The organism is Rhodococcus sp. 27YEA15 (assembly GCF_049739425.1).
Lineage (GTDB): Bacteria > Actinomycetota > Actinomycetes > Mycobacteriales > Mycobacteriaceae > Rhodococcus_F.
The window spans coordinates 79,124-96,875 of record NZ_JBMHHW010000002.1; the positions used below are offsets into that span (position 1 = coordinate 79,124).

Here is a 17,752-nt window from a genome sequence, read left to right on the forward strand (position 1 = left end):
ATGCCACAGACAACCTCGCCACCGAAATCCCTAGATGCGAATCCCCTCCGTTGGTGAAATTCGGTCGACCAGCGCAATCGAGTGCGGGTGGTATATTTTTTGGTATGAATTCATACCCGGATCGGCAGAAAGTCGTCGACGACTTGGGCGAGAAGTTCCTTGACGCGTTCGTAGCGTCCGTGGACAAGGCACGTGCCGATCTGGAAGAGTTTCGCGACTTCCGACCTGAATGGTTCGTCAACTTCTCTAAACGGTTCGTCGCCGGTTTCATCCACGAACGCATCTGGGACTCGATGCTGCGCACAGCAGACGAGGGCGACATCCACTTCAAGGACGACGAACCGACTCGGGAAATCCACATCGGCACCAACTACGTGGTCCGAATCAAGCGCCACACCGAAAACTTGAAGATTACGAGCTACCCGACCACCGGTGCACTCGCATTTTGGACGAACAGTGCCACCGCGCAACTGCCGGACCTCGAATTGTGGAGCCTGGCAATGGGATACATATGGAACCCTGAAGAGGCCGCGATCGGCGACACAATCTTGTCGTTCCGCGACAGCAAAGACACACCTATCTGGTCGATTCTGCTGCACTCGGGCCAGTCCGGACAGGCCACCGGCATCACCTGGACACCTGTGGACCCGCAGCTGCCCCAGCTCGATCTCAGCGATGTTGTCGCTACGAGCGAAGACACAGTAGAAGGATCATGAACCAAATCGGCGACGTAATCCTGACATCGCGGCGCGCAGCCGGGATGACTCAGGAGGACCTGGCTGAGCAGCTCGGCATCACACAAGCAGCGCTGTCCCGCTACGAGAACAACCTTCGAGAACCCGACAGCGAGATCCTCGAACGCATGAGTCGTGCCCTCGACGTGTCGGTACCGTTCTTGACTCATGCATTCAGGTTGCAGGGGGCAATCGCTGCCGACGCCCACATGCGTCGGCAGAAGACAACCAAGGCTTCCGATTGGAAACTGGCAGAGGCGAAGCTGAACCTGTATCGGATGCGTGCAGCATTTCTACTGCAGCGCGTCCCGATGACGCCGCAAAATCATGTACCGACATTCGACCCGGACGACACGACACCGGCCGACGCGGCACGGATACTTCGCGCGCAATGGAAAATGCCGATCGGGGCAGTCCGCAATCTCACCAGATGGGTCGAGTCAGCCGGAGTCATCGTCGTCGAACAAGACTTCGGTACGCACCGCATGGACGGGTTGTCGCAATGGGCAAGCGACTATCCCATCATCATGCTCAACAGCGCACTGCCTGCCGATCGCAAGCGAATGACACTCGCACACGAACTCGGGCACCTGGTTCTGCACAACACGTACATCGATGCCGACATGGAAGTTCAGGCGAACGAATTCGCGGCCGAACTCTTGATGCCGGCGCACATCATCGAGTCCGAATTCAGAAATCTCACACCAGCGAAACTGCTTGCAATGAAACAGGTGTGGGGAGTTTCGATGCAGGCCCTCTACGATCGCGCATACCGCATGGGCAAGGTCAGCACAGACGATCGCCAACGCTTCTACCGTTCATTGAACGCCCGAGGATGGAAGGTGAACGAACCAGGATCCGAGAAAATCCCGCCAGAAACCCCTGAATTGGCACGAAGCATCGGAGAGATGCTGATATCGAAAGCCGGCCTGTCACGAGAGGAAGCAGCCGCCCTCATCGGCCACCGGGTAGCGGCCAACGAAACGGTCTTCCTCTCCCCCGAAAAACGCTTGCGTGCCGTTTGACCGAGATCGAGGAACATCTCGCCAATAACAAGCACGGAATCCCGCCCGGCACACGCTTGGGTGGGTTTTCCGCGATTGCAGTTGGCCCCTTCAGTTCGAGTCGGAATCCGGCAGACTTTCACTGACAGTCCCTCTGATGGATACGGAAGGCAGGTCTTGTGTTGTTGTCCTGGTAGGACCCCGTTTGGTGAGCCACTCGCTATCAGAGAATCAATACGTGTGAATACAGCTGGCAGCGTACTCATTCGGAGTTCGGTACGCCAGCGATGAATGACGGTGTCGATTGTTGTAGTCCTCCTTCCAATCCTCGATGACCACCCTTGCTTCGAGGAGGCTGTGGAATTCGTTCATGTTCAAGCACTCGTCGCGGACACGATTGTTGAAGGATTCGATGTACCCGTTCTTCCACGGCTGACCAGGGGGAACATAACCGATACCGACCTGGTCCTCGCAGAACGTCCTCAACGCCTCTTCAGATGAACTCGGGCCCGTTGTCGCACCGCAGGACCTGCGGTGGGCCGCCCCAGAGCGCGAACGCCTTCGCCAGCGCTGCGACGAGATCCTCTGCTGGTATGGATCGTTCGACGATGCCCCGCACAGAGGGTCTGGGCTGGAAGTGCGCTTTCGGTACGGGCAAGGTGGCGACACCATCACCATCCTCTCAATACTGAGAGTCACTGTCCAAGATTATTGGGACACCGCAGCCGCCTCTCATGAAGGCGCGGTGATCGTGCGAGCGGAAAACATGATCAGTCCGGACAGAAGACATGATCCTGCGCCGACGGCCAGCGCCGCCGAACCGTAGCTCCATCCCAGACCCGTTGCAGCTGAAAGCAACAGGCCACCGAAGATAGCGCCTGGCTGGCTCATGGCGAATGCAAAAGCGCCACCAGTGGCTCGACATTCAGTCGGGTAGCACTCGGACTGGAAGACCAAGACGGCTGCGTAGGGACCGAGGAGGAAGAACAATCCCGCCATGTAGGTGACGAGCACAAATGCAGTATCATCGGGGCCAGCCAGCATCGCGGTGAAGAGTGCAGCACCGATTAGCCAGCCGAAGCTGATGATTTTGACACGGCTGATTCGGTCACCAAGCCATCCGAAAGCAAGGTAGCCGAGCATCGCAACCAAGTTGGATACGACTACTATCATCAGACTATTGTTGGCGCTGAACCCTTTTCCGACCTCGAGTACGGTTGTACCCAGGACACTGAAAGTCTGGATCGCCATCCAGTTGAACAGCCATGCCAACGAAAGCACGATCGTATTCCGAAGATATGTCCGTTTGAAGATCGTCGAGATCGATCCTTCACCACCCACACCGGTCTCTCGTGCAGCATTCTGGACGAGGAACTGCGGACTCTCTCTCAGCGATCGACACCAGTAGGCGACGATCAACGCTGGAACCGTTGCAATCAAGAAGATCCATCGCCACTGGTCAAGGCCGAGAAGTGAGCCGACGACGGCAACGAAACCGGCAGCGGTGAGCGCGCCCAGTGGCCAAGCGGTCTGGACGGCTGAAAATATGAACCCTCTATTGCGAGTGACCTTTTCATCCTCAGCAGCGTTGTATAGTTCGTTCAGATACGTGGCATTGACCGACTGCTCGGCTAGACTCAGTCCACTGACCGACCTCACAGCGACCATGCTCACACCACCAGTTACTGCCGCGGTCGCCGCCGATGAAACGGCCGTGCCGAGTACCGTAGAAATCATGCCCCTTCTACGGCCAAGTCGGTCAACGAGAGGACCAATGCCGAACAGCACAACGGCGGTACCAACACTCACCAATGTCGAGACCAACAGTGCTTGCGATGTTGACCAGGAAAAACTTTCGGAAATTCGTGGTAGTAGAGTGCCGAATAAGATGAAGTCGAAAACTGCCACGATTCCCGCAATCATGCAGATGATTGTCGATCGTCGAATATCTCGTGTAGAAACCTTATCGTGCACCATATGAGTGTTGGTCATGACAATTCTGGTTCTTTCGGGGCAGGAGGGATAGCAGGAAGACTTTAGTCAGCCTCATGACGCTGCGCCTGATGTCGCAAAAAATGTGGACCAGACTAGATGTGCAACTGAAAGAGGCTTATGACAGCGGGTCTTGTGCTTTTTGCTTGAGACGTTCGTAGGGTGTTTGGCCACCGAGTGCGCCAAGGGGTCGATCGTAGTTGTAGTGATCTTCCCATTGTTGGAGTCGCTCGGCGAAGAGGTTCGCATCGTCGATGACTTCACCTTCGAGCAGGCGGTAGAACTCGTCGGAATCGATACGATACGAGCGCTCGACCTTGCCGTTCAGGCGTGAAGTTCGGGGACGGATCTTGACATGCCCGATACTCAAGTCGAGCAGGTGCCAGTAGAACGCCGAGCCGAATTCCTGGCCGTTGTCCGTTTGGACCTTCTCGACCTGGAACGGCAGCTTCGAGAGGACATGGTCGACGAATTGGATCGCGACCTTCTGATCGTTGCGCGGATAGGCGCGCAGGACCCGCAATCGAGTGCAATCGTCGATCGCGGTGCAGAAGGTAGTAACGCTTCTTCTTTCCTTTTTGGCCAAGTGGCTCAATGAATTTGACGTCCACGTGCAGTTGGTGGCCGGGGCGTTGTTTCTCGCACCAGTTTCCACCGGGTCTGTGTGCGTGTGCAGCGCCCACGAGGCCGGTAGCCTGTTGAGGCCCAGTTTGCGAAGGATGCGCCACACACCGGACGGGCTGATGGTCACCTCGTGGTAGCGGGCGAGGTACATCAAGATCCTTTGAGGCCCGAAGTGGTACTGCTGGCGAAGCCAGAGGATCTTCTCTGTTCCCTTCCGGATCGGTTGTGGTCGGCTGATGGTGCGGCACTCTCGATCGATCGTTCAGCCCCTCGAACCCTTCTTCGTCGAACCGTCGCCGCTACACGTAGTAGCACTGCCCGGCTGATGCCGTAGTAGCGGCAGGTCGCGGCGACACTGCCACTGACTTCCTCCATCATGGCGCAACACTGCGAGTTTGTGTTTTGCCCGGCGTTCGAACTCTCGTGGTGACATGGAATCTTCCTCTCATCGGAAGACTCAACTGTCAACAACCTCCATCAGTTTTAGAACTAGGCTGCGATCGAATTGACTGCGCTTCGAATGTGCAGTGACTTAACGATTACCGTGAGTAGACGGACATTAAGATTGTATGCACTCAGGACCGGGGAAGGAGGGTGGGGCAGCGTCCGAACGCCGAACAATTGAAACGCCAAACAACGTTGAGCCTTGAAGGATCTGGTTGTTGTACGTGCCGGCGGTACCTAACTGGATAGGATCGGCACCGCCGACGCGTAGAAGTAGGAAGTCCTCGTCAGATGCTTGTGCCACCGTCGATCGTGAGTTCTGCGCCGTTGACGTAGGAACTTGCGTCCGAAGCTAGCCACAAGGTCGCCTCGGCAAGCTCGTCGACTGTGCCCTTGCGTCCGAGCGGCGTCACATCGGGGATACCCCCATTGACCTCGGCGCTGTTCTCTTCGAGCATGACGGTATCGATGAAACCCGGATGAGTTGAGTTGACACGGATTCCGTGTCGGCCGAACTCAGTGGCTGCATATTTGGTTAGACCACGCACGGCCCACTTGGTGGTGCCATATGCTGCGTGCCCGGGCAGCGCTCGCATACCCGAGATCGACGAAACATTGATGATCGATCCTGCTCCCCGCTCGCGCATTGGCGCGTAGACCGCGCGCAGGCCTAAAAACACACCGAGCTGGTTGACTCGGTAGTGCAGGTCGATCAGCTCAGGTGTCAGTTCCTCGAACGTTGCTCTCCGGTAGACACCGGCGTTGTTTACCAGAACGTCGATCCCGCCGAACTCGGCGAGAGTGGTCGCAACTGCGGCTTCCCAATCGGATTCGTTGCCCACATCAAGATGTACATAAATCGCGGAGTCACCAAGCTTGTCGGCGAGCTGCTCGCCTTCGTCGTCCAGGATGTCGGCGATCACCACTTTGGCGCCCTCTGCCACGAACAACTCGGCCTGAGCTGCGCCCATGCTGCGAGCAGCTCCGGTGAGGATGGCAACTTTTCCTACGAGTCGATCACTCATGATTGTCACTTTTCTCTTTGCATATTGACTGGGTGCGAAAGGATTTCGGGTGCAGAAGTATCGCGCGGCCCGTTCGATGAACAGGCCGCGCGATAGACAGTGAGCCGAGTGCCTAGAAGTCGGGGTAGTAACTCGGACGAGTCGCAGTGGTTCGGATGTCAGGAAGCTCCATGTTCCGCTTATCCTCCTCGTCGTCCACCCAACAGTCAGCAATCTCGTCGGTCGTGGCGAACCAGACACCGTTACGCGAGACCATGTGGTTGATCAGCTTCTCGTACCACATCATGTGGTGGGCCTGTCCGACGGTCTGCGGATGCACACACGAAATGAATGCAGCGCCTTCGACGTTCTCGTAGCCGTAGTCGAAAATGTCACGCCACCGTTCAAAGATGGTCCTGCTGTCCTGCTGCCCGGCCTGCACTCCGGTAATGCAAGCCAGCGGGGGGAAGTCATCAAGGTACCAACTCACCGGCAGTTCGATGACATGGCTTGCCTTACCCGGCGTGTTACCGTTCTCCCAGTCGATAGCCCAACGCCGGGGACGGTATGCCTCGAGATCACGCCCCATCAGCGAGGAGTCGTACTTGAATCCCATCTTCTCGACAATGTCCAAGGTGTTATCGGAGTAGTCCCAGTACGGAGACCGATATCCGGTCGGCCGAACACCAAGTCGCCTGTCGAACGTGGCGAAAGCACGTTGAACAAGCTCTTCCTCGGTCCCTGCGTCGATCAGACTGGGATTTTCGTGAAAGTAGCCGTGGTGGCCAAACTCATGGCCTTTCTCGGCCACCATCTCACATTCCTTGGTGAATGTGTCCACCGTGTGCCCCGGGGTAAACCAGGTGGTCTTTATATCGTATCGGCTGTAAAGGTCAAGCAGGCGCGGTACTCCGACCTTCGCGCAGAACTCGCCACGAGACATGTAGGACGGGCTTGGCTTGTTAAAACCACCCATCCAGAGCGACTGCGCATCAAAGTCCGTTCCAAGATTGACGGCAATCTTCTTACCCTCAGGTAACTTAAGATGACCCATGATTCTTTCTCTCCTTATTCTTGTTGTATTTCTTCGAATACGGGCAGGTTTAGGAAATGCGTCTATTCGTCAGGTCACCGTGGATTCAGAGGAACACCGGTGACCTGATAAGTACGAAATGTAGCGAGGCCGGCGCTTATGTGGATTTCCCTTTCCTAGCTAGCTTCTCTGCAATGCTGCGGTGTGCGATGGCCAACTACGATAGGTGTCCGCACGCCGACGACGATCCTTATAGGTCGTGGCTGCACCGTCGAGCCGATTCCGACGCAAAGCGTCGAGATCAACGGTGCTCGTGATTACGTTCTCGGTATTTACTTCTGACGCTTGCGCAACTATTCCGTCCGGATTCCACGGGAAATCACAAGGCGAGAGGATTGTGCTCTGCGTCCATCCGTTCGGGATCGGGCCGCCTGGCATACCGCCTGTTGCGCAATGCACGAAGTATACCTGGTTCTCGATAGCCCGTGCCTGTGCGCAATGACGGACTCGCCAGTACCCGTGCTCAGTGAAGGTATATGACGGGCAAAGGATAATCTCGGCGCCTTGCTCTGTCAGCGATGTCGCACACTCAGGGATTTCGGATTCGTAACAGATGTTCAGCCCAACCTTGGCGAAGGGAAGTTCGATGACATCCATGTCCGATCCTTCCAGTGTTGACCAACCCGACTCCGCCGGAAAGATATGCGTCTTCCGGTGCTCGTATCGTTCACCGTCTGGTCCAAAAATGTACGCAACATTGTAGAATCCATCTTCGCGGCTCTCGAGATGTGAACCAGCCGCGATGAATTGATTACGGGTCCGCGCCTCTGAGCTGAACAACTCACGGTATTGATGGGTGTACTCGTCGATACGCGTCAGTGCAGACACAGGATCGTTTTGCCATGAGTCGGCGATGGTGAACAGTTCCAACGTGAACAGCTCGGGAAAAAGAACTAGGTCACTACCGACAGTCTGATTGAGGAGATCCCGAGAATGGTCAGCGAACTCGTCGAAACTGCTTACCGGGCGAATCGCGAAGCTTGCCGCAGAAAGCGTGACAGTATTTGACATTAATGAACCCTTTTCAGATGTGATCACCATTACGATGTGTTAACGCTAACAGTGAATGAAAGCCAAAGCGGCTAGACTTTGATTAGCCGAATGGCTAGCCGCCACCTCTATATCCACGACACAGGACCGAGGAAGGGGGCCCGTAGAGACTCCTTAAATCCGATTGGCTCGAATCTCCGTAGACTCTGGTGGCATGTCCTGTCCTCAAGAGCTTTCACCTCGATGGCGACTCTCGATGCTCGCTGACGAGCTCGCCGAACCACTCCGTCTCTTACGGATCTCGATGCAAGCACGGGAGGCCGTTATCGTCTACGAGCCTCGTAACGGAGTGCAACGAGTGATCGCAGCCGAACCACTGGCAAGTTTCATCCCCGAAGAACCTGTGAGAAGCAATATCCGGTGGTCACCGGTCGCTTCGACCGGCCGCCACGTACGGCTTACCTCGCTCATGCGTCCAATCACGCTTGATTTCGACCGCGCACTCACTCTCCCGTTCGCCGACAACCGTGGGCGTTTCGTAGTTGTCATGGGTTCCGCAACGGAAGTAACCGGCGCCGAGAGCCATGCGGAGATCCGCCATTTCGCACGGGAAGTCGGTGCCATCCGGGCTCGAATCCATGAGACCCGGCATCGCGAGATCGATCACGCTTATCGTATCGTCGCCCGAGCGGCAACCTCCGATATATCTCTCGAACGTATCTTCGATATAACCCTTGCTGCTGCCCGCAATTTGGTTGACGGAGACGTGGCATACCTTTCGCTACCAGTCGATGATGATCACTTCGCTTTCGTACGGACCCTTGGAATCAATACCAATCGATTTCGTCATTTGCGGGTTGGTCCAGGTGAAGGACTCGGTGGGATGGCACGTGAAACCGGTAGTCCCGCACGGACGCTGAATCACGAGGAATATTGCAAATTTCATGCAGCCATGAGTGAAGAGACATACGAAGAAGGAATCAACTCAGCGTTAGCAGTTCCCGTTCACGACAATGACAATGACAACTTAGAGGCGATACTTTACGTCGCAAGTAGACGAATGCGCGCCTACAGCGATGCAGACGAACAGGTTCTCGTTGCCTTTGCCAATGCGGCACTACTCGGGCTTGATCGATCAAATCTGGACGAGAGCCGTCGTGAGGCCGTCCGAGATCAGGAGCGAGCGCGGCTAGCGCAAACCCTGCATGATGACTTGGTTCGACGGCTGACACAAATCGGTTTCGCAGCTGAAGAAATAGGAACTAGTTTGACAGGAAAAAATAAATCAGCTGCAGCAACTATTAGTGCAAGCGTTAGTGAATGCATGTCTATAGTTCGTGATGAGCTGCACAATCTGCTTCAAAGCGACCAAACTGGTGGAAGCACCCTCGGTGAAGTTGCCGAGAAAATTTTCTCAGTCCCGTCCTTATCAGGAATGAAAAGAAGCGTCGATTATTTACCACACATGGGGCGAGAATATGTGAACATTCGGATTTCCGAGGACATTGCTGACGCGATGTGCAAAGTGGGACAGGAAGCTGTTTTTAATGCCGAGACTCATTCTGGCGGAAATAGCTGCAAATTAACTTTCGGCATTCGAAATGGAATGTGTGAAATGACGGTTACTGATAATGGAAACTCTCACGATACGGCGATATCGCCAAAAGGCCATTATGGAATTGAATTTATCAGGCGTGAAGTTCGCAGAGTCGGAGGTGAAGTGCAATTTACTAATAGTTATCTCGGAGGATTAGAGGTTCGATCAAGATTCCCATATACATAGATAGCGGAAAGATGCAAAGATGAAGACAAATGCCGACCCACAGATAATCCGAATATTCTCTATCGACGATCATGAGGTAATTCACGCCGGATTGGCACGGATGGCGGAGCGAGAATCAGACTTGATTTTCCTTGGCGCAGCAAAAGACGTAGTAGTCGCGAGGAGGGAATCCCTCCTGCTTTCTCCTGACATCATCATGTTAGATCTATTTCTCAGAGAGGAGCAGAGCTGGTCACTTTGCCTTTACTTACTGACCGTTTCGCCCAAAACCAAGGTCGTGTTCTACACCGGTTACGGAAACGCTCAGCTGGTGGACAGGGCTCTGCATATGGGAGCTTCGGGATTTATCCTCAAAGCAGCCAGCATGTCAGCACTTCCAGATATGATACGAACTGTTGCTCGCTCTGGTCAGTATATAGATCCAGAACTGCTGAAAGAATGGGTAGACTCACGTAGAGTACCCGCGGGTGTATCTTTCAACGACCAGGAACTCCTGATCGTTTCTATGATTTCCGATGGAATGGATAACTATGCCATCGCGGAGCGTATGAATTTGTCATTCCACACAGTGAAGTTCCATATAGGTAAATTACTTAAGCGCACTGGTGAAAACAATAGGGCCGGCCTTGTCCGTTTCGCCAAAGATAGATTTCTCATAGAGTAGAGTTCAGTTAGGGCAAGGGAAGGTCGTTAGCCTCAATCTTGCATTCGGGTGCTGCTGGTCTGATCGGTTCACCGATCAGACCAGCAGCACCCGAATGCGAATCCGGGCATGACCGGTCGACCCGTGTGCAGTCGGGATGCTGCCGGATTCCACTTCTCCGAGGTCGTGTTCTTTCCTTTCGTGCCAACAAGATTCACCGTGATTTAGGTCGGTGCCGGCAACGCCTCCAGCCTGGCCAGCGCTGCCGTGATCAGTCCGGACCACGGTGCCCGCTCCGATAGGCGCAGGCGTGTTTTCCGAGCATGGCGGGCGATACGGCCGGCGATCGAGAACAGTGGCAAACGTAGTCGTTTCGGTTCCCATCGGCGTGCGTCACTGCTGGTCAATGCCAGCATTTGCATCCACGTGGTCAGCTCGGAAGCGAGGGCGACGATCGCCAACCAGATCTGATTCTGCGAAAATCCGTGCAATGGCAGGTTCGTCAAACCAGTGTCCTTGGCTGTACGGATTCGGTCTTCGCAACGGGCCCGGCGGCGATGTCGTAGCTCCAAGGTTTGCAGGCTCCCGACCATTGTGTTGGTCACGAAGGCGGTCAGTCGCAGACCGTCGCGGTCGGTCAAGCGCAGTTGAGCGCCGGGATGCGGTCGTTCTTTGCGGACGATGAGCCGCGTCCCTGCAGGCCAACCCGACAGGTGAACGAGTCCGGTCAGTTCCGCGAGCGACGCGCCATCACGGATGCCACCACCCGAATCCAGGGCCGGCATCCACAGATCTTCGGGAATTTCGCCGCCTGTTTCGGCCATCGCGTCGGTCAGGGTGAATCCGACCGAGTACGACAGCTTCCGGGCGGTCAAATATTCAAGGAAAGCGTGGGTGCTGCCGGCGCCGTCAGTGCGGATCAGCACCTTCTTTCCGACCACGCCGCTGGTTCGGAACGGCAACTGTCCCAATGCTTGCCTGGTCACGCTGATGTGGTCGGCGGCGGTATTGGAGCCGGCGTTTCCCGGTCGTAGCAGGAAACACGACGGTTCGCCGGTGCCGCGGTCGCCGTGGTCAACGAACGCCAACAATGGGTGACAACCAAAGCCTCGCTTGAAATTCGGTGCAGTTTTCTCTTTCTCGCTGTGTGCAGTCACCAATGTCGCGTCGAGGTCGATGATCAGTGGTTGCTGCGCATCGATGTGGTGATCGGGTGAGTGTTCACCCGCGTGGGACCACGCGGCTTTTCGGGCGACGGCGCGAGCTGAGTTGATGGCAGACAATGCGGTCGGTCCGTCGGCGGCGAGGGTGCCGATCAGGCGCGATACCGTTGCATCGGATGCGACCGGACCGAATACTCCGGGTTGTTCACGCACGGTCGCGATGTCTGCGAGGCAGTCTCCGCCGAGCGAGAGGGAGAGCGCGAGGTCGAGAATGATCTTGCCTGGATCGTGGTGGGCGGTGGGTTTGCGCCACGGCGACAGCGCTTCGGATAATGCAGTGGTCAGGCCGGTTTTTTCGGCGGTGCGAATCAAGGTGATCGCTCCCGATTGCGACACGAGAGCGTTGCCTGTGGTGTCGACGGAGAGTTTCGGGTAGCAGGAAGTAGACTTGTGCACCTGAAAGGTGATCCTTCTGTTTGGATGAATACGGGCCTCAATAATCCGCATTCTTCCAGGTCGGGTCGCCTTTCTTTATGTCCGACTCAGGGTTTCGAAGCGCTCACCGTGAAAGCGCGAGGCTAAACGGGAACTACTCGCCGACGGGCCGTCACAGGTGTGGACCTGGGATATAACCAAGCTCCGTGGACCGACGAAGGTCGTCTGGTTTCACCTGTACGTGTTGATCGATATCTACTCCCGATACAACCCGTCCTGGATCGTCTCGACACACGAAAGCGCCAAACTGGCAGAACAATTCATCGCTGAGGCAATTGAACGCAACGGCACCACTCCGCACACCGTCCACGCTGATGGGACTGCCCCCACTTCAGTTGACTCGTGGGGTTGATAGTTTCAAGCCGCGTATGCGGCTTGGTTGATTGTCTCAAACTCGATCGGGGTGAGCTTCCCGAGGCGCCGTTGCCTGCGTTTGCGATGGTAGATCTTCTCGATCCAGGTCACGATCGCAAGCCGCAGCTGTTCCTGAGTCGATCACCGTTGTCGGTCGAGGACGTTCTTTTGCATCAGTGAGAAGAAAGATTCCATTGCGGCATTGTCACCGCATGCCCCGACCCTGCCCATGGAACCTTGTAAACCGTTGTTGGACAATGTATGAACGAACTTCCTCGACCGAAATTGGCTGCCCCGATCGGAATGTACGATCGTCCCGGCTGCGCCGCGAAGAGCGAGGGCATTAGTCAGGGCGTTCACAGCTAGCGACGCCTTCATTCGGGAGTCGATCGAATAGCCGACGATCCTGTTCGAATACACGTGGCGGTTTCAAGAACCCAGCGCAACACTGCTGATGAGTTCGTTCAGTTTCTCACGAGGGGTATGGAATCCGTGAATCTTCCGGGGGCGGTTGTTGAGCTGCTCTACCATTGCCTCGATCGCGTCGTCGGTGACGTTGTTGAAGTTAGTGCCCTTCGGGTAGTAGTCGCGGATCAAACCGTTCAGGTTCTCGTTCGAGCCTCGTTGCCAGGGCGAATGCGGGTCACAAAAGAACACGGGGCATCGGGTAGCGATCGTGAAGTCTTTGTGTCTCGACATCTCCTGCCCCTGATCCCAGGTCAGAGTTTTCCTGAGATGTTCTGGGAGGCGCATGATTTGGTTGCGGATGACGTCGATCACGGTGGCCGAGTCGCGGACGCCGGGTAGGCGTTCTACCAACGCGAAGCGTGTGTTCCGCTCGACGAGCGTGACGATCCCGGAGCTTGCGGGACCGACAACGAGATCGCCTTCCCAATTCCCAGGTACAGCACGATCGGCTGCGGAAGCGGGCCGGTCCGTGAGCCGGGCCCCCGCTAACCACGGTCGGACATCGCGCGATGGCAACCGTGAGGCAGGTGTCCTGCGAGAACGGCCTGAACGCAACGCCTTGGCGACGGTCAATTCGTGCCGTAACGATCCCCGGCCTTGGACATAGAGGGCTTGGTAGATTGTTTCGTGGGACACCCACAACTGCGGCTGGTTGGGGAACATCATCCGTTGTCTCCCTGCGATCTGCTGCGGAGAGTGCTTCTCGTTCAAGCCTGTGACGATGAGTGACCGCAGCTCATGGCAATCAAGTTTGCGCGGCCTTGTTCTCACGCGCGAGCGCATCGTGTGGTGATGCGCGACCCCGGCATGGTATCTCGTCTCCCGCGACCCGCCGCGTCTTCGCCCGGTCTCGACTCTGTGACGTCCAAGCTCCCGTGAAATTGTGGACGCGGCAACGTCCAGATGCCGGCCGATCGCTCGCATCGACCACGCGGGCGTGCTGTTGATCGCCATCTCGATGAAGACACGGTCCTCGTGAGTCAAGCGACGGTATGCGCGTTGAGGATTCAACGCTGACGTTGACGTAGTGACAGGCTCGATACCGCCTCGGGCTCCCATACGGATCACCATGCCCGCCAGCCTGGGCCCACTCGACGACCGCTCCCGTGTTCACACCGAATCGCCTCGCCGTTTCCTGAGCTGACACACCCACAAGAAGCATCGAATACGCGATGCACCGATCGTTCCACGAAACCGCCACGACAACCTCCGAATGAAGGTGTTGCGTTAGCTCCTTGAAACCGCCCGTCCTTGATCGCACACAAGTACAGCTTTCCGGTATCGGTCCAATGTTCGGTGATATCGTTGAGCCACAACTTGTTCGGTTTCTGTGCGGTGAATTTCCGGGTAACGAAGTCGTCGTGAACCGGTGGGCCCGATTTCCTGTTCAGTCCTCGTTTCTTCGCGAACACCGACCAGATGCGTTGCTGCGAGCACAACCGAGCGACGCGGTTCTCGCCGGCGATGATGCCTCGCCCAGGTAATTCGTCAGCGATGAACCGATAGCCAAAAGCCGGATCGTCGGCGTGAATGTCGTACGCAGCGTTGATCAGATGCGCATTATCCCAATCACGCTGCGTAACTGGGTTTCTCTTCCATGTGTAGAACCCTTGCGTCGAGAAGCCGAGCACCCGGCAGGCCACCGTGACGGGAATTCCGTCGTCGGCAAGGTCGCGGACCAGCGGGAACATCATTTTGGGTTAACGTCCCGGGACAAGTAGGCGACGGCGCGGCGCATCACTTCCGCTTCCTGCTCAAGAAGTCGGATGCGCTTCTTCGCTTCGCGCAGCTCTGCGGATTCGTCCTTGGTCATTCCAGGCCGGTTGCCGTCTTCGATATCGGCCTTTTTGAGCCAGTTGTGCAGGGTCGGCTCGGAGATCCCGAAGTCCTTCGCGATCTGGGTCAGCGGGGCTTCGCGTTTGCGGGCGACCGCGACCACATCGCGGCGGAACTCCTCGGGGAACGGTTTCGGCATGGCAGCATCCTTTCATCGTGAAGAGTGATCTTCACAGGTCAGATGTCAACCAAACCGGGTGCAGTCCCTACCGGCAGCAAGCACCATGTGATCGTCGACCGGCACGGCACTCCCTTGGCGGTGTCGTTGACCGGCGGAAACCGTCACGATGTCACCCAGCTGATGCCTCTGGTCGAGGCGATTCCACGTATCCGTGGCTACCGTGGTCGGCCGCGGAATCGGCCCCGAAGGTTGTTCGCCGACCGTGGATACGACTACGACAAGTATCGGAACTTGCTCCGCGCCAAGGGGATCACACCGATGATCGCCCGCCGCGGTGCCGCACACGGTTCCGGACTCGGCAAGGTTCGCTGGGTGGTCGAACGGACCTTCGCCTGGCTCCACCAATTCAAACGCCTACGAACACGTTCCGAGATGCGCGCGGACCTTCACCAAGGACTACTCGAACTCGCATGCAGCATCATCTGCTTGAGGCGACTACGGAAATCATTCTGAAACGGTCAGTAAGTGTTCGCGACGATCCAGCGCCCCACAGCGGCGTTTGTGTGGGCGTCGATGTCCGACGCTGATACGGCGAGCACGAGGACCGATTCCTCGTCGACGTGGTGGTGGTAGATGCGGGTTTCGCCGACGAGGACGCGCTCTGCCGAAGCCACCTTCGGGCACCGCCAGTTCAACGTCTGCCTATCGGCGGCGGTCTTCGACCACCATTCGAGTTTCGGCAACAGTGATGGAGAAACTCGAACTACCCATAGCCTTTCCTCCCAATCGACAATGCGATCACCAACTACCACAACCGAATGCGTCACGCCCTTCGCGGCAAAGGTACGGTGCCGGCCCGGAGGCGTTGCTGGCAAATAGTTTTCAGCTCTTCTCGAAGAGGTTCAGGTAGGTCAGCGGCCGACCCGGTGCGCTCGCCAAGCACCTTGTGCAGTCTGCGAAAGAACTCGGATTGGGAGAGTCCAAATTCGATGAGGATCTCCTCCCCTGAGCCTCCACTCCAGTGCCTCCATTTTTTGGCGAATGTCACCATATAGTTATAGTTCTGATCGTCCATTGGCGAGATCCTTTCGACTTCAAGGTCCGGGTTAAACAACGACCGACAGGGTTGGGCGACTCTGAATCGACCACGATCGAACCCGCGAGCTCGATACAGAGTCGCTCTGTCGAGAGGTCGGCATGTCAAACAGATCGATCGAGTGGAACGAATCGGATGACTGCGGACTACGTTTCGCGTGCACAGGGCGGCAGCTCTTCTCCGGGAACAGTTCGCCAAAGCGGTTTGCAAACAACCACTTACACTGCACTGGGACTATTTTCCCTTAAGGAAGGGGTGCGGCTGACGGCCTGAGGTCGGCGACTGCGCTCTCGATGGCGCCGACAGCCTCCATCAGTGTGCTGTCGGAGGTGGCGCATGAGATTCGAAAGTATGGCGAGGCGCCAAATGCCGATCCCGGAATAGTTGCGACACCTGCGCTTTCGAGGAGGTAGTCCGTGACATCTCGATCTGTGGACAAGACCCTTCCGAAAGTCGTCGTACTGCCGAGAATGCCTGCGCAATTGACGAAGAGGTAGAAGGCTCCTGCAGGTCTCACGGGTGCCAGACCTTCGACATTGGAAAACAATCGATACGCAATGTCTCTGCGATTGCGGTATCGGTCGAGTGCCGTCGCAACGAAGGCCTGGTCACCGGTCAATGCTTCTACAGCGGCGGCTTGAGAGATGGATGAAGGGCAGGAGGAACTTTGGGACTGGACGGTGTTGATCGCACGTATCAAATCAGGACTGCCGAGACCGTACCCGAGTCGCCAACCGGTCATCGCGTAGGTCTTGGAGACCCCATTCACCACGAGAATGCGATCTCGTAGTTGGGGCGCGACGCCGACAATACTGGGCGTGGGACCGTTGAAGGAGATTTCGTCGTAGATTTCATCCCACAAGATGCTGACGTGGGGGTGCTGTTCGAGAACCTCCGCGAGGGAAGCGAGCTGATGTTCCGAGTAGACGGCGCCGGTGGGGTTTGAGGGTGAGTTGAGGATTACCCATTTCGTGGACGGGGTGATCGCTGCGGCGAGACGTTCGGCCGTGAGAACGAATCCCTCCGATTCTGGACATTCCACGATGACGGGTGTGCCGCCGTGGATTTCGACGATATCCGGGTAGGACACCCAATAGGGGGCTGGAACGATCACTTCGACGCCCGTTTCCACGGTAGCCATCAAAGCGTTGAAGATGACTTGCTTCGCCCCGCCACCGACCGTGATGTGGGTGTCAGTGTAGGAGAGCCCGGTCCGATGGTAGGCCCTCTGTGCGATGGCTCTTCGGAGCTCGGGGGTTCCGTTCACAGGCGTGTATTTGGTCGCACCGCCGGCCATCGCACTTACTGCAGCGGCCGTGATATTGGCCGGGGTGTCAAAGTCCGGTTCCCCAGCGGTCAGGTCCAGGATCCGGCGTCCGGACGCTCTCAGCTCGCGAACATGTTGCGCTGCAGCCATACTCGGAGACTGGCGCATGCCAGCAACTCGCTTGGCTGGGACGAAGTTTGACATTGCTCTCCTGCCCGACTGTTACGAACCGTCTCAGTTCGTTGGGCCGTTACTCGGTGGAAGATTCCGGGCGCGCCGCCCCACTATTATAGCCGACTGTCCCATTATGGGACAATTTGCGTGATGCGGGGGCCATCCCCACATCTGAGCGGTAACGAGGCTGACGGGTGACACCTTGGATACGCTTTAGACAGCCCGCGAGGGAACTGCATCGCTAACTGCGTTTCCTTGTTGACGTTCTCAAGGAACTGAAAAGACCCCGACCTGGTGGGGTGGGGTCTTTCCAGCAGGCCCGCCGGTTCTTGCGGGCAGTCTCACCTTCTGAGTGAGGAGGCTAGGCGGTATGTGGTAGACGATTGAGGGTGGTGTCGCTGCTAGCAGCTTGTGCCGGGGGTGCAGATCGCCCGCTGAGCGAGTCATTTCTCCTGCCTTGCGGCTGA

Annotated in this window: 16 protein-coding genes and 3 pseudogenes; 6 read left to right on the top strand and 13 right to left on the bottom strand. The window is 56.7% G+C overall.

What is annotated here, in order from left to right:
- Window positions 1-104: 104 nt before the first annotated feature.
- Both ABH922_RS25375 and ABH922_RS25380 read left to right on the top strand, forming a co-directional pair.
- Window positions 105-716, top strand: coding sequence for a hypothetical protein (locus ABH922_RS25375; RefSeq protein ID WP_424809827.1), 612 nt, complete (start codon window positions 105-107; stop codon window positions 714-716).
- The gene (locus ABH922_RS25380) at window positions 713-1,759 is read left to right on the top strand and encodes a helix-turn-helix domain-containing protein (RefSeq protein WP_424809828.1); all 1,047 of its coding nucleotides are present in this window, start codon (window positions 713-715) and stop codon (window positions 1,757-1,759) included. The genes ABH922_RS25375 and ABH922_RS25380 overlap by 4 nt, the downstream gene beginning before the upstream one ends.
- 210 nt (window positions 1,760-1,969) lie before the next feature.
- Here ABH922_RS25380 and ABH922_RS25385 read toward each other — a convergent pair whose 3' ends face one another.
- From ABH922_RS25385 to ABH922_RS25415, 7 genes are all read right to left on the bottom strand, one after another.
- Window positions 1,970-2,224: an integrase core domain-containing protein gene (locus ABH922_RS25385; RefSeq protein WP_424809829.1), complete on the bottom strand. Its 255-nt coding sequence runs from the start codon at window positions 2,222-2,224 to the stop codon at window positions 1,970-1,972.
- Between the two features lie 7 nt (window positions 2,225-2,231).
- Window positions 2,232-2,396 (bottom strand): hypothetical protein, encoded by a 165-nt coding sequence (locus tag ABH922_RS25390; protein WP_424809830.1) that lies wholly within the window; start codon window positions 2,394-2,396, stop codon window positions 2,232-2,234.
- A 74-nt stretch (window positions 2,397-2,470) separates the two neighbouring features.
- On the bottom strand, window positions 2,471-3,730 hold the full coding sequence (locus ABH922_RS25395) for an MFS transporter (protein WP_424809831.1): 1,260 nt from the start codon (window positions 3,728-3,730) through the stop codon (window positions 2,471-2,473).
- A gap of 118 nt (window positions 3,731-3,848) precedes the next feature.
- Window positions 3,849-4,505 carry an integrase core domain-containing protein gene (locus tag ABH922_RS25400; RefSeq protein WP_424809832.1) on the bottom strand — a complete coding sequence of 219 codons (657 nt, stop codon included), beginning with the start codon at window positions 4,503-4,505 and terminating at the stop codon, window positions 3,849-3,851.
- Window positions 4,506-5,085: 580 nt separating this feature from the next.
- The gene (locus ABH922_RS25405) at window positions 5,086-5,823 is read right to left on the bottom strand and encodes an SDR family NAD(P)-dependent oxidoreductase (protein ID WP_424809833.1); all 738 of its coding nucleotides are present in this window, start codon (window positions 5,821-5,823) and stop codon (window positions 5,086-5,088) included.
- Window positions 5,824-5,935: 112 nt separating this feature from the next.
- On the bottom strand, window positions 5,936-6,856 hold the full coding sequence (locus tag ABH922_RS25410) for a polysaccharide deacetylase family protein (RefSeq protein WP_424809834.1): 921 nt from the start codon (window positions 6,854-6,856) through the stop codon (window positions 5,936-5,938).
- Window positions 6,857-7,015: 159 nt separating this feature from the next.
- Window positions 7,016-7,936: a carbon-nitrogen hydrolase family protein gene (locus ABH922_RS25415; protein WP_424809835.1), complete on the bottom strand. Its 921-nt coding sequence runs from the start codon at window positions 7,934-7,936 to the stop codon at window positions 7,016-7,018.
- Window positions 7,937-8,243: 307 nt separating this feature from the next.
- Here ABH922_RS25415 and ABH922_RS25420 point away from each other — a divergent pair, with 307 nt between their 5' ends.
- The gene (locus ABH922_RS25420; protein ID WP_424809836.1) at window positions 8,244-9,668 is read left to right on the top strand and encodes a GAF domain-containing protein; all 1,425 of its coding nucleotides are present in this window, start codon (window positions 8,244-8,246) and stop codon (window positions 9,666-9,668) included.
- Between the two features lie 19 nt (window positions 9,669-9,687).
- The gene (locus tag ABH922_RS25425; protein ID WP_424809837.1) at window positions 9,688-10,332 is read left to right on the top strand and encodes a response regulator; all 645 of its coding nucleotides are present in this window, start codon (window positions 9,688-9,690) and stop codon (window positions 10,330-10,332) included.
- 203 nt (window positions 10,333-10,535) lie between these two features.
- Here the strand turns inward: ABH922_RS25425 and ABH922_RS25430 are convergent, their stop codons facing one another.
- Window positions 10,536-11,930, bottom strand: coding sequence for an IS1380 family transposase (locus ABH922_RS25430; RefSeq protein WP_424809838.1), 1,395 nt, complete (start codon window positions 11,928-11,930; stop codon window positions 10,536-10,538).
- Window positions 11,931-12,087: 157 nt separating this feature from the next.
- Between ABH922_RS25430 and ABH922_RS25435 the strand changes: the two genes are divergently transcribed.
- Window positions 12,088-12,321 (top strand): DDE-type integrase/transposase/recombinase, encoded by a 234-nt coding sequence (locus ABH922_RS25435; RefSeq protein ID WP_424809839.1) that lies wholly within the window; start codon window positions 12,088-12,090, stop codon window positions 12,319-12,321.
- A gap of 5 nt (window positions 12,322-12,326) precedes the next feature.
- Here the strand turns inward: ABH922_RS25435 and ABH922_RS25440 are convergent.
- The 3 genes and pseudogenes from ABH922_RS25440 to ABH922_RS25450 all read right to left on the bottom strand — a co-directional run.
- Window positions 12,327-12,749, bottom strand: a pseudogene (locus ABH922_RS25440) (transposase); the annotation flags it as partial.
- Window positions 12,750-12,752: 3 nt separating this feature from the next.
- Window positions 12,753-13,862 carry an IS30 family transposase gene (locus tag ABH922_RS25445; protein WP_424809840.1) on the bottom strand — a complete coding sequence of 370 codons (1,110 nt, stop codon included), beginning with the start codon at window positions 13,860-13,862 and terminating at the stop codon, window positions 12,753-12,755.
- 176 nt (window positions 13,863-14,038) lie between these two features.
- A pseudogene (locus ABH922_RS25450) lies at window positions 14,039-14,766 on the bottom strand (transposase); the annotation flags it as partial.
- A 72-nt stretch (window positions 14,767-14,838) separates the two neighbouring features.
- Between ABH922_RS25450 and ABH922_RS25455 the strand changes: the two are divergent.
- Window positions 14,839-15,261, top strand: a pseudogene (locus tag ABH922_RS25455) (IS5 family transposase); the annotation flags it as partial.
- Between the two features lie 5 nt (window positions 15,262-15,266).
- Here the strand turns inward: ABH922_RS25455 and ABH922_RS25460 are convergent.
- On the bottom strand, window positions 15,267-15,422 hold the full coding sequence (locus ABH922_RS25460) for a hypothetical protein (protein ID WP_424809841.1): 156 nt from the start codon (window positions 15,420-15,422) through the stop codon (window positions 15,267-15,269).
- Window positions 15,423-16,088: 666 nt separating this feature from the next.
- A complete protein-coding gene (locus ABH922_RS25465; protein WP_424809842.1) occupies window positions 16,089-17,315 on the bottom strand; it encodes an aspartate transaminase in 1,227 nt (408 codons plus the stop codon).
- Between the last annotated feature and the right edge of the window lie 437 nt (window positions 17,316-17,752).

Bases quoted from the DNA above. Each gene is read 5' to 3' on its own strand.
- ABH922_RS25375 (WP_424809827.1), top strand. From the start codon at position 105: ATGAATTCATACCCGGATCGGCAGAAAGTCGTCGACGACTTGGGCGAG.
- ABH922_RS25380 (WP_424809828.1), top strand. From the start codon at position 713: ATGAACCAAATCGGCGACGTAATCCTGACATCGCGGCGCGCAGCCGGG.
- ABH922_RS25395 (WP_424809831.1), bottom strand. From the start codon at position 3,730: ATGACCAACACTCATATGGTGCACGATAAGGTTTCTACACGAGATATT.
- ABH922_RS25400 (WP_424809832.1), bottom strand. From the start codon at position 4,505: ATGTACCTCGCCCGCTACCACGAGGTGACCATCAGCCCGTCCGGTGTG.
- ABH922_RS25405 (WP_424809833.1), bottom strand. From the start codon at position 5,823: ATGAGTGATCGACTCGTAGGAAAAGTTGCCATCCTCACCGGAGCTGCT.
- ABH922_RS25410 (WP_424809834.1), bottom strand. From the start codon at position 6,856: ATGGGTCATCTTAAGTTACCTGAGGGTAAGAAGATTGCCGTCAATCTT.
- ABH922_RS25415 (WP_424809835.1), bottom strand. From the start codon at position 7,936: ATGGTGATCACATCTGAAAAGGGTTCATTAATGTCAAATACTGTCACG.
- ABH922_RS25425 (WP_424809837.1), top strand. From the start codon at position 9,688: ATGAAGACAAATGCCGACCCACAGATAATCCGAATATTCTCTATCGAC.
- ABH922_RS25445 (WP_424809840.1), bottom strand. From the start codon at position 13,862: ATGGTGATCCGTATGGGAGCCCGAGGCGGTATCGAGCCTGTCACTACG.
- ABH922_RS25465 (WP_424809842.1), bottom strand. From the start codon at position 17,315: ATGTCAAACTTCGTCCCAGCCAAGCGAGTTGCTGGCATGCGCCAGTCT.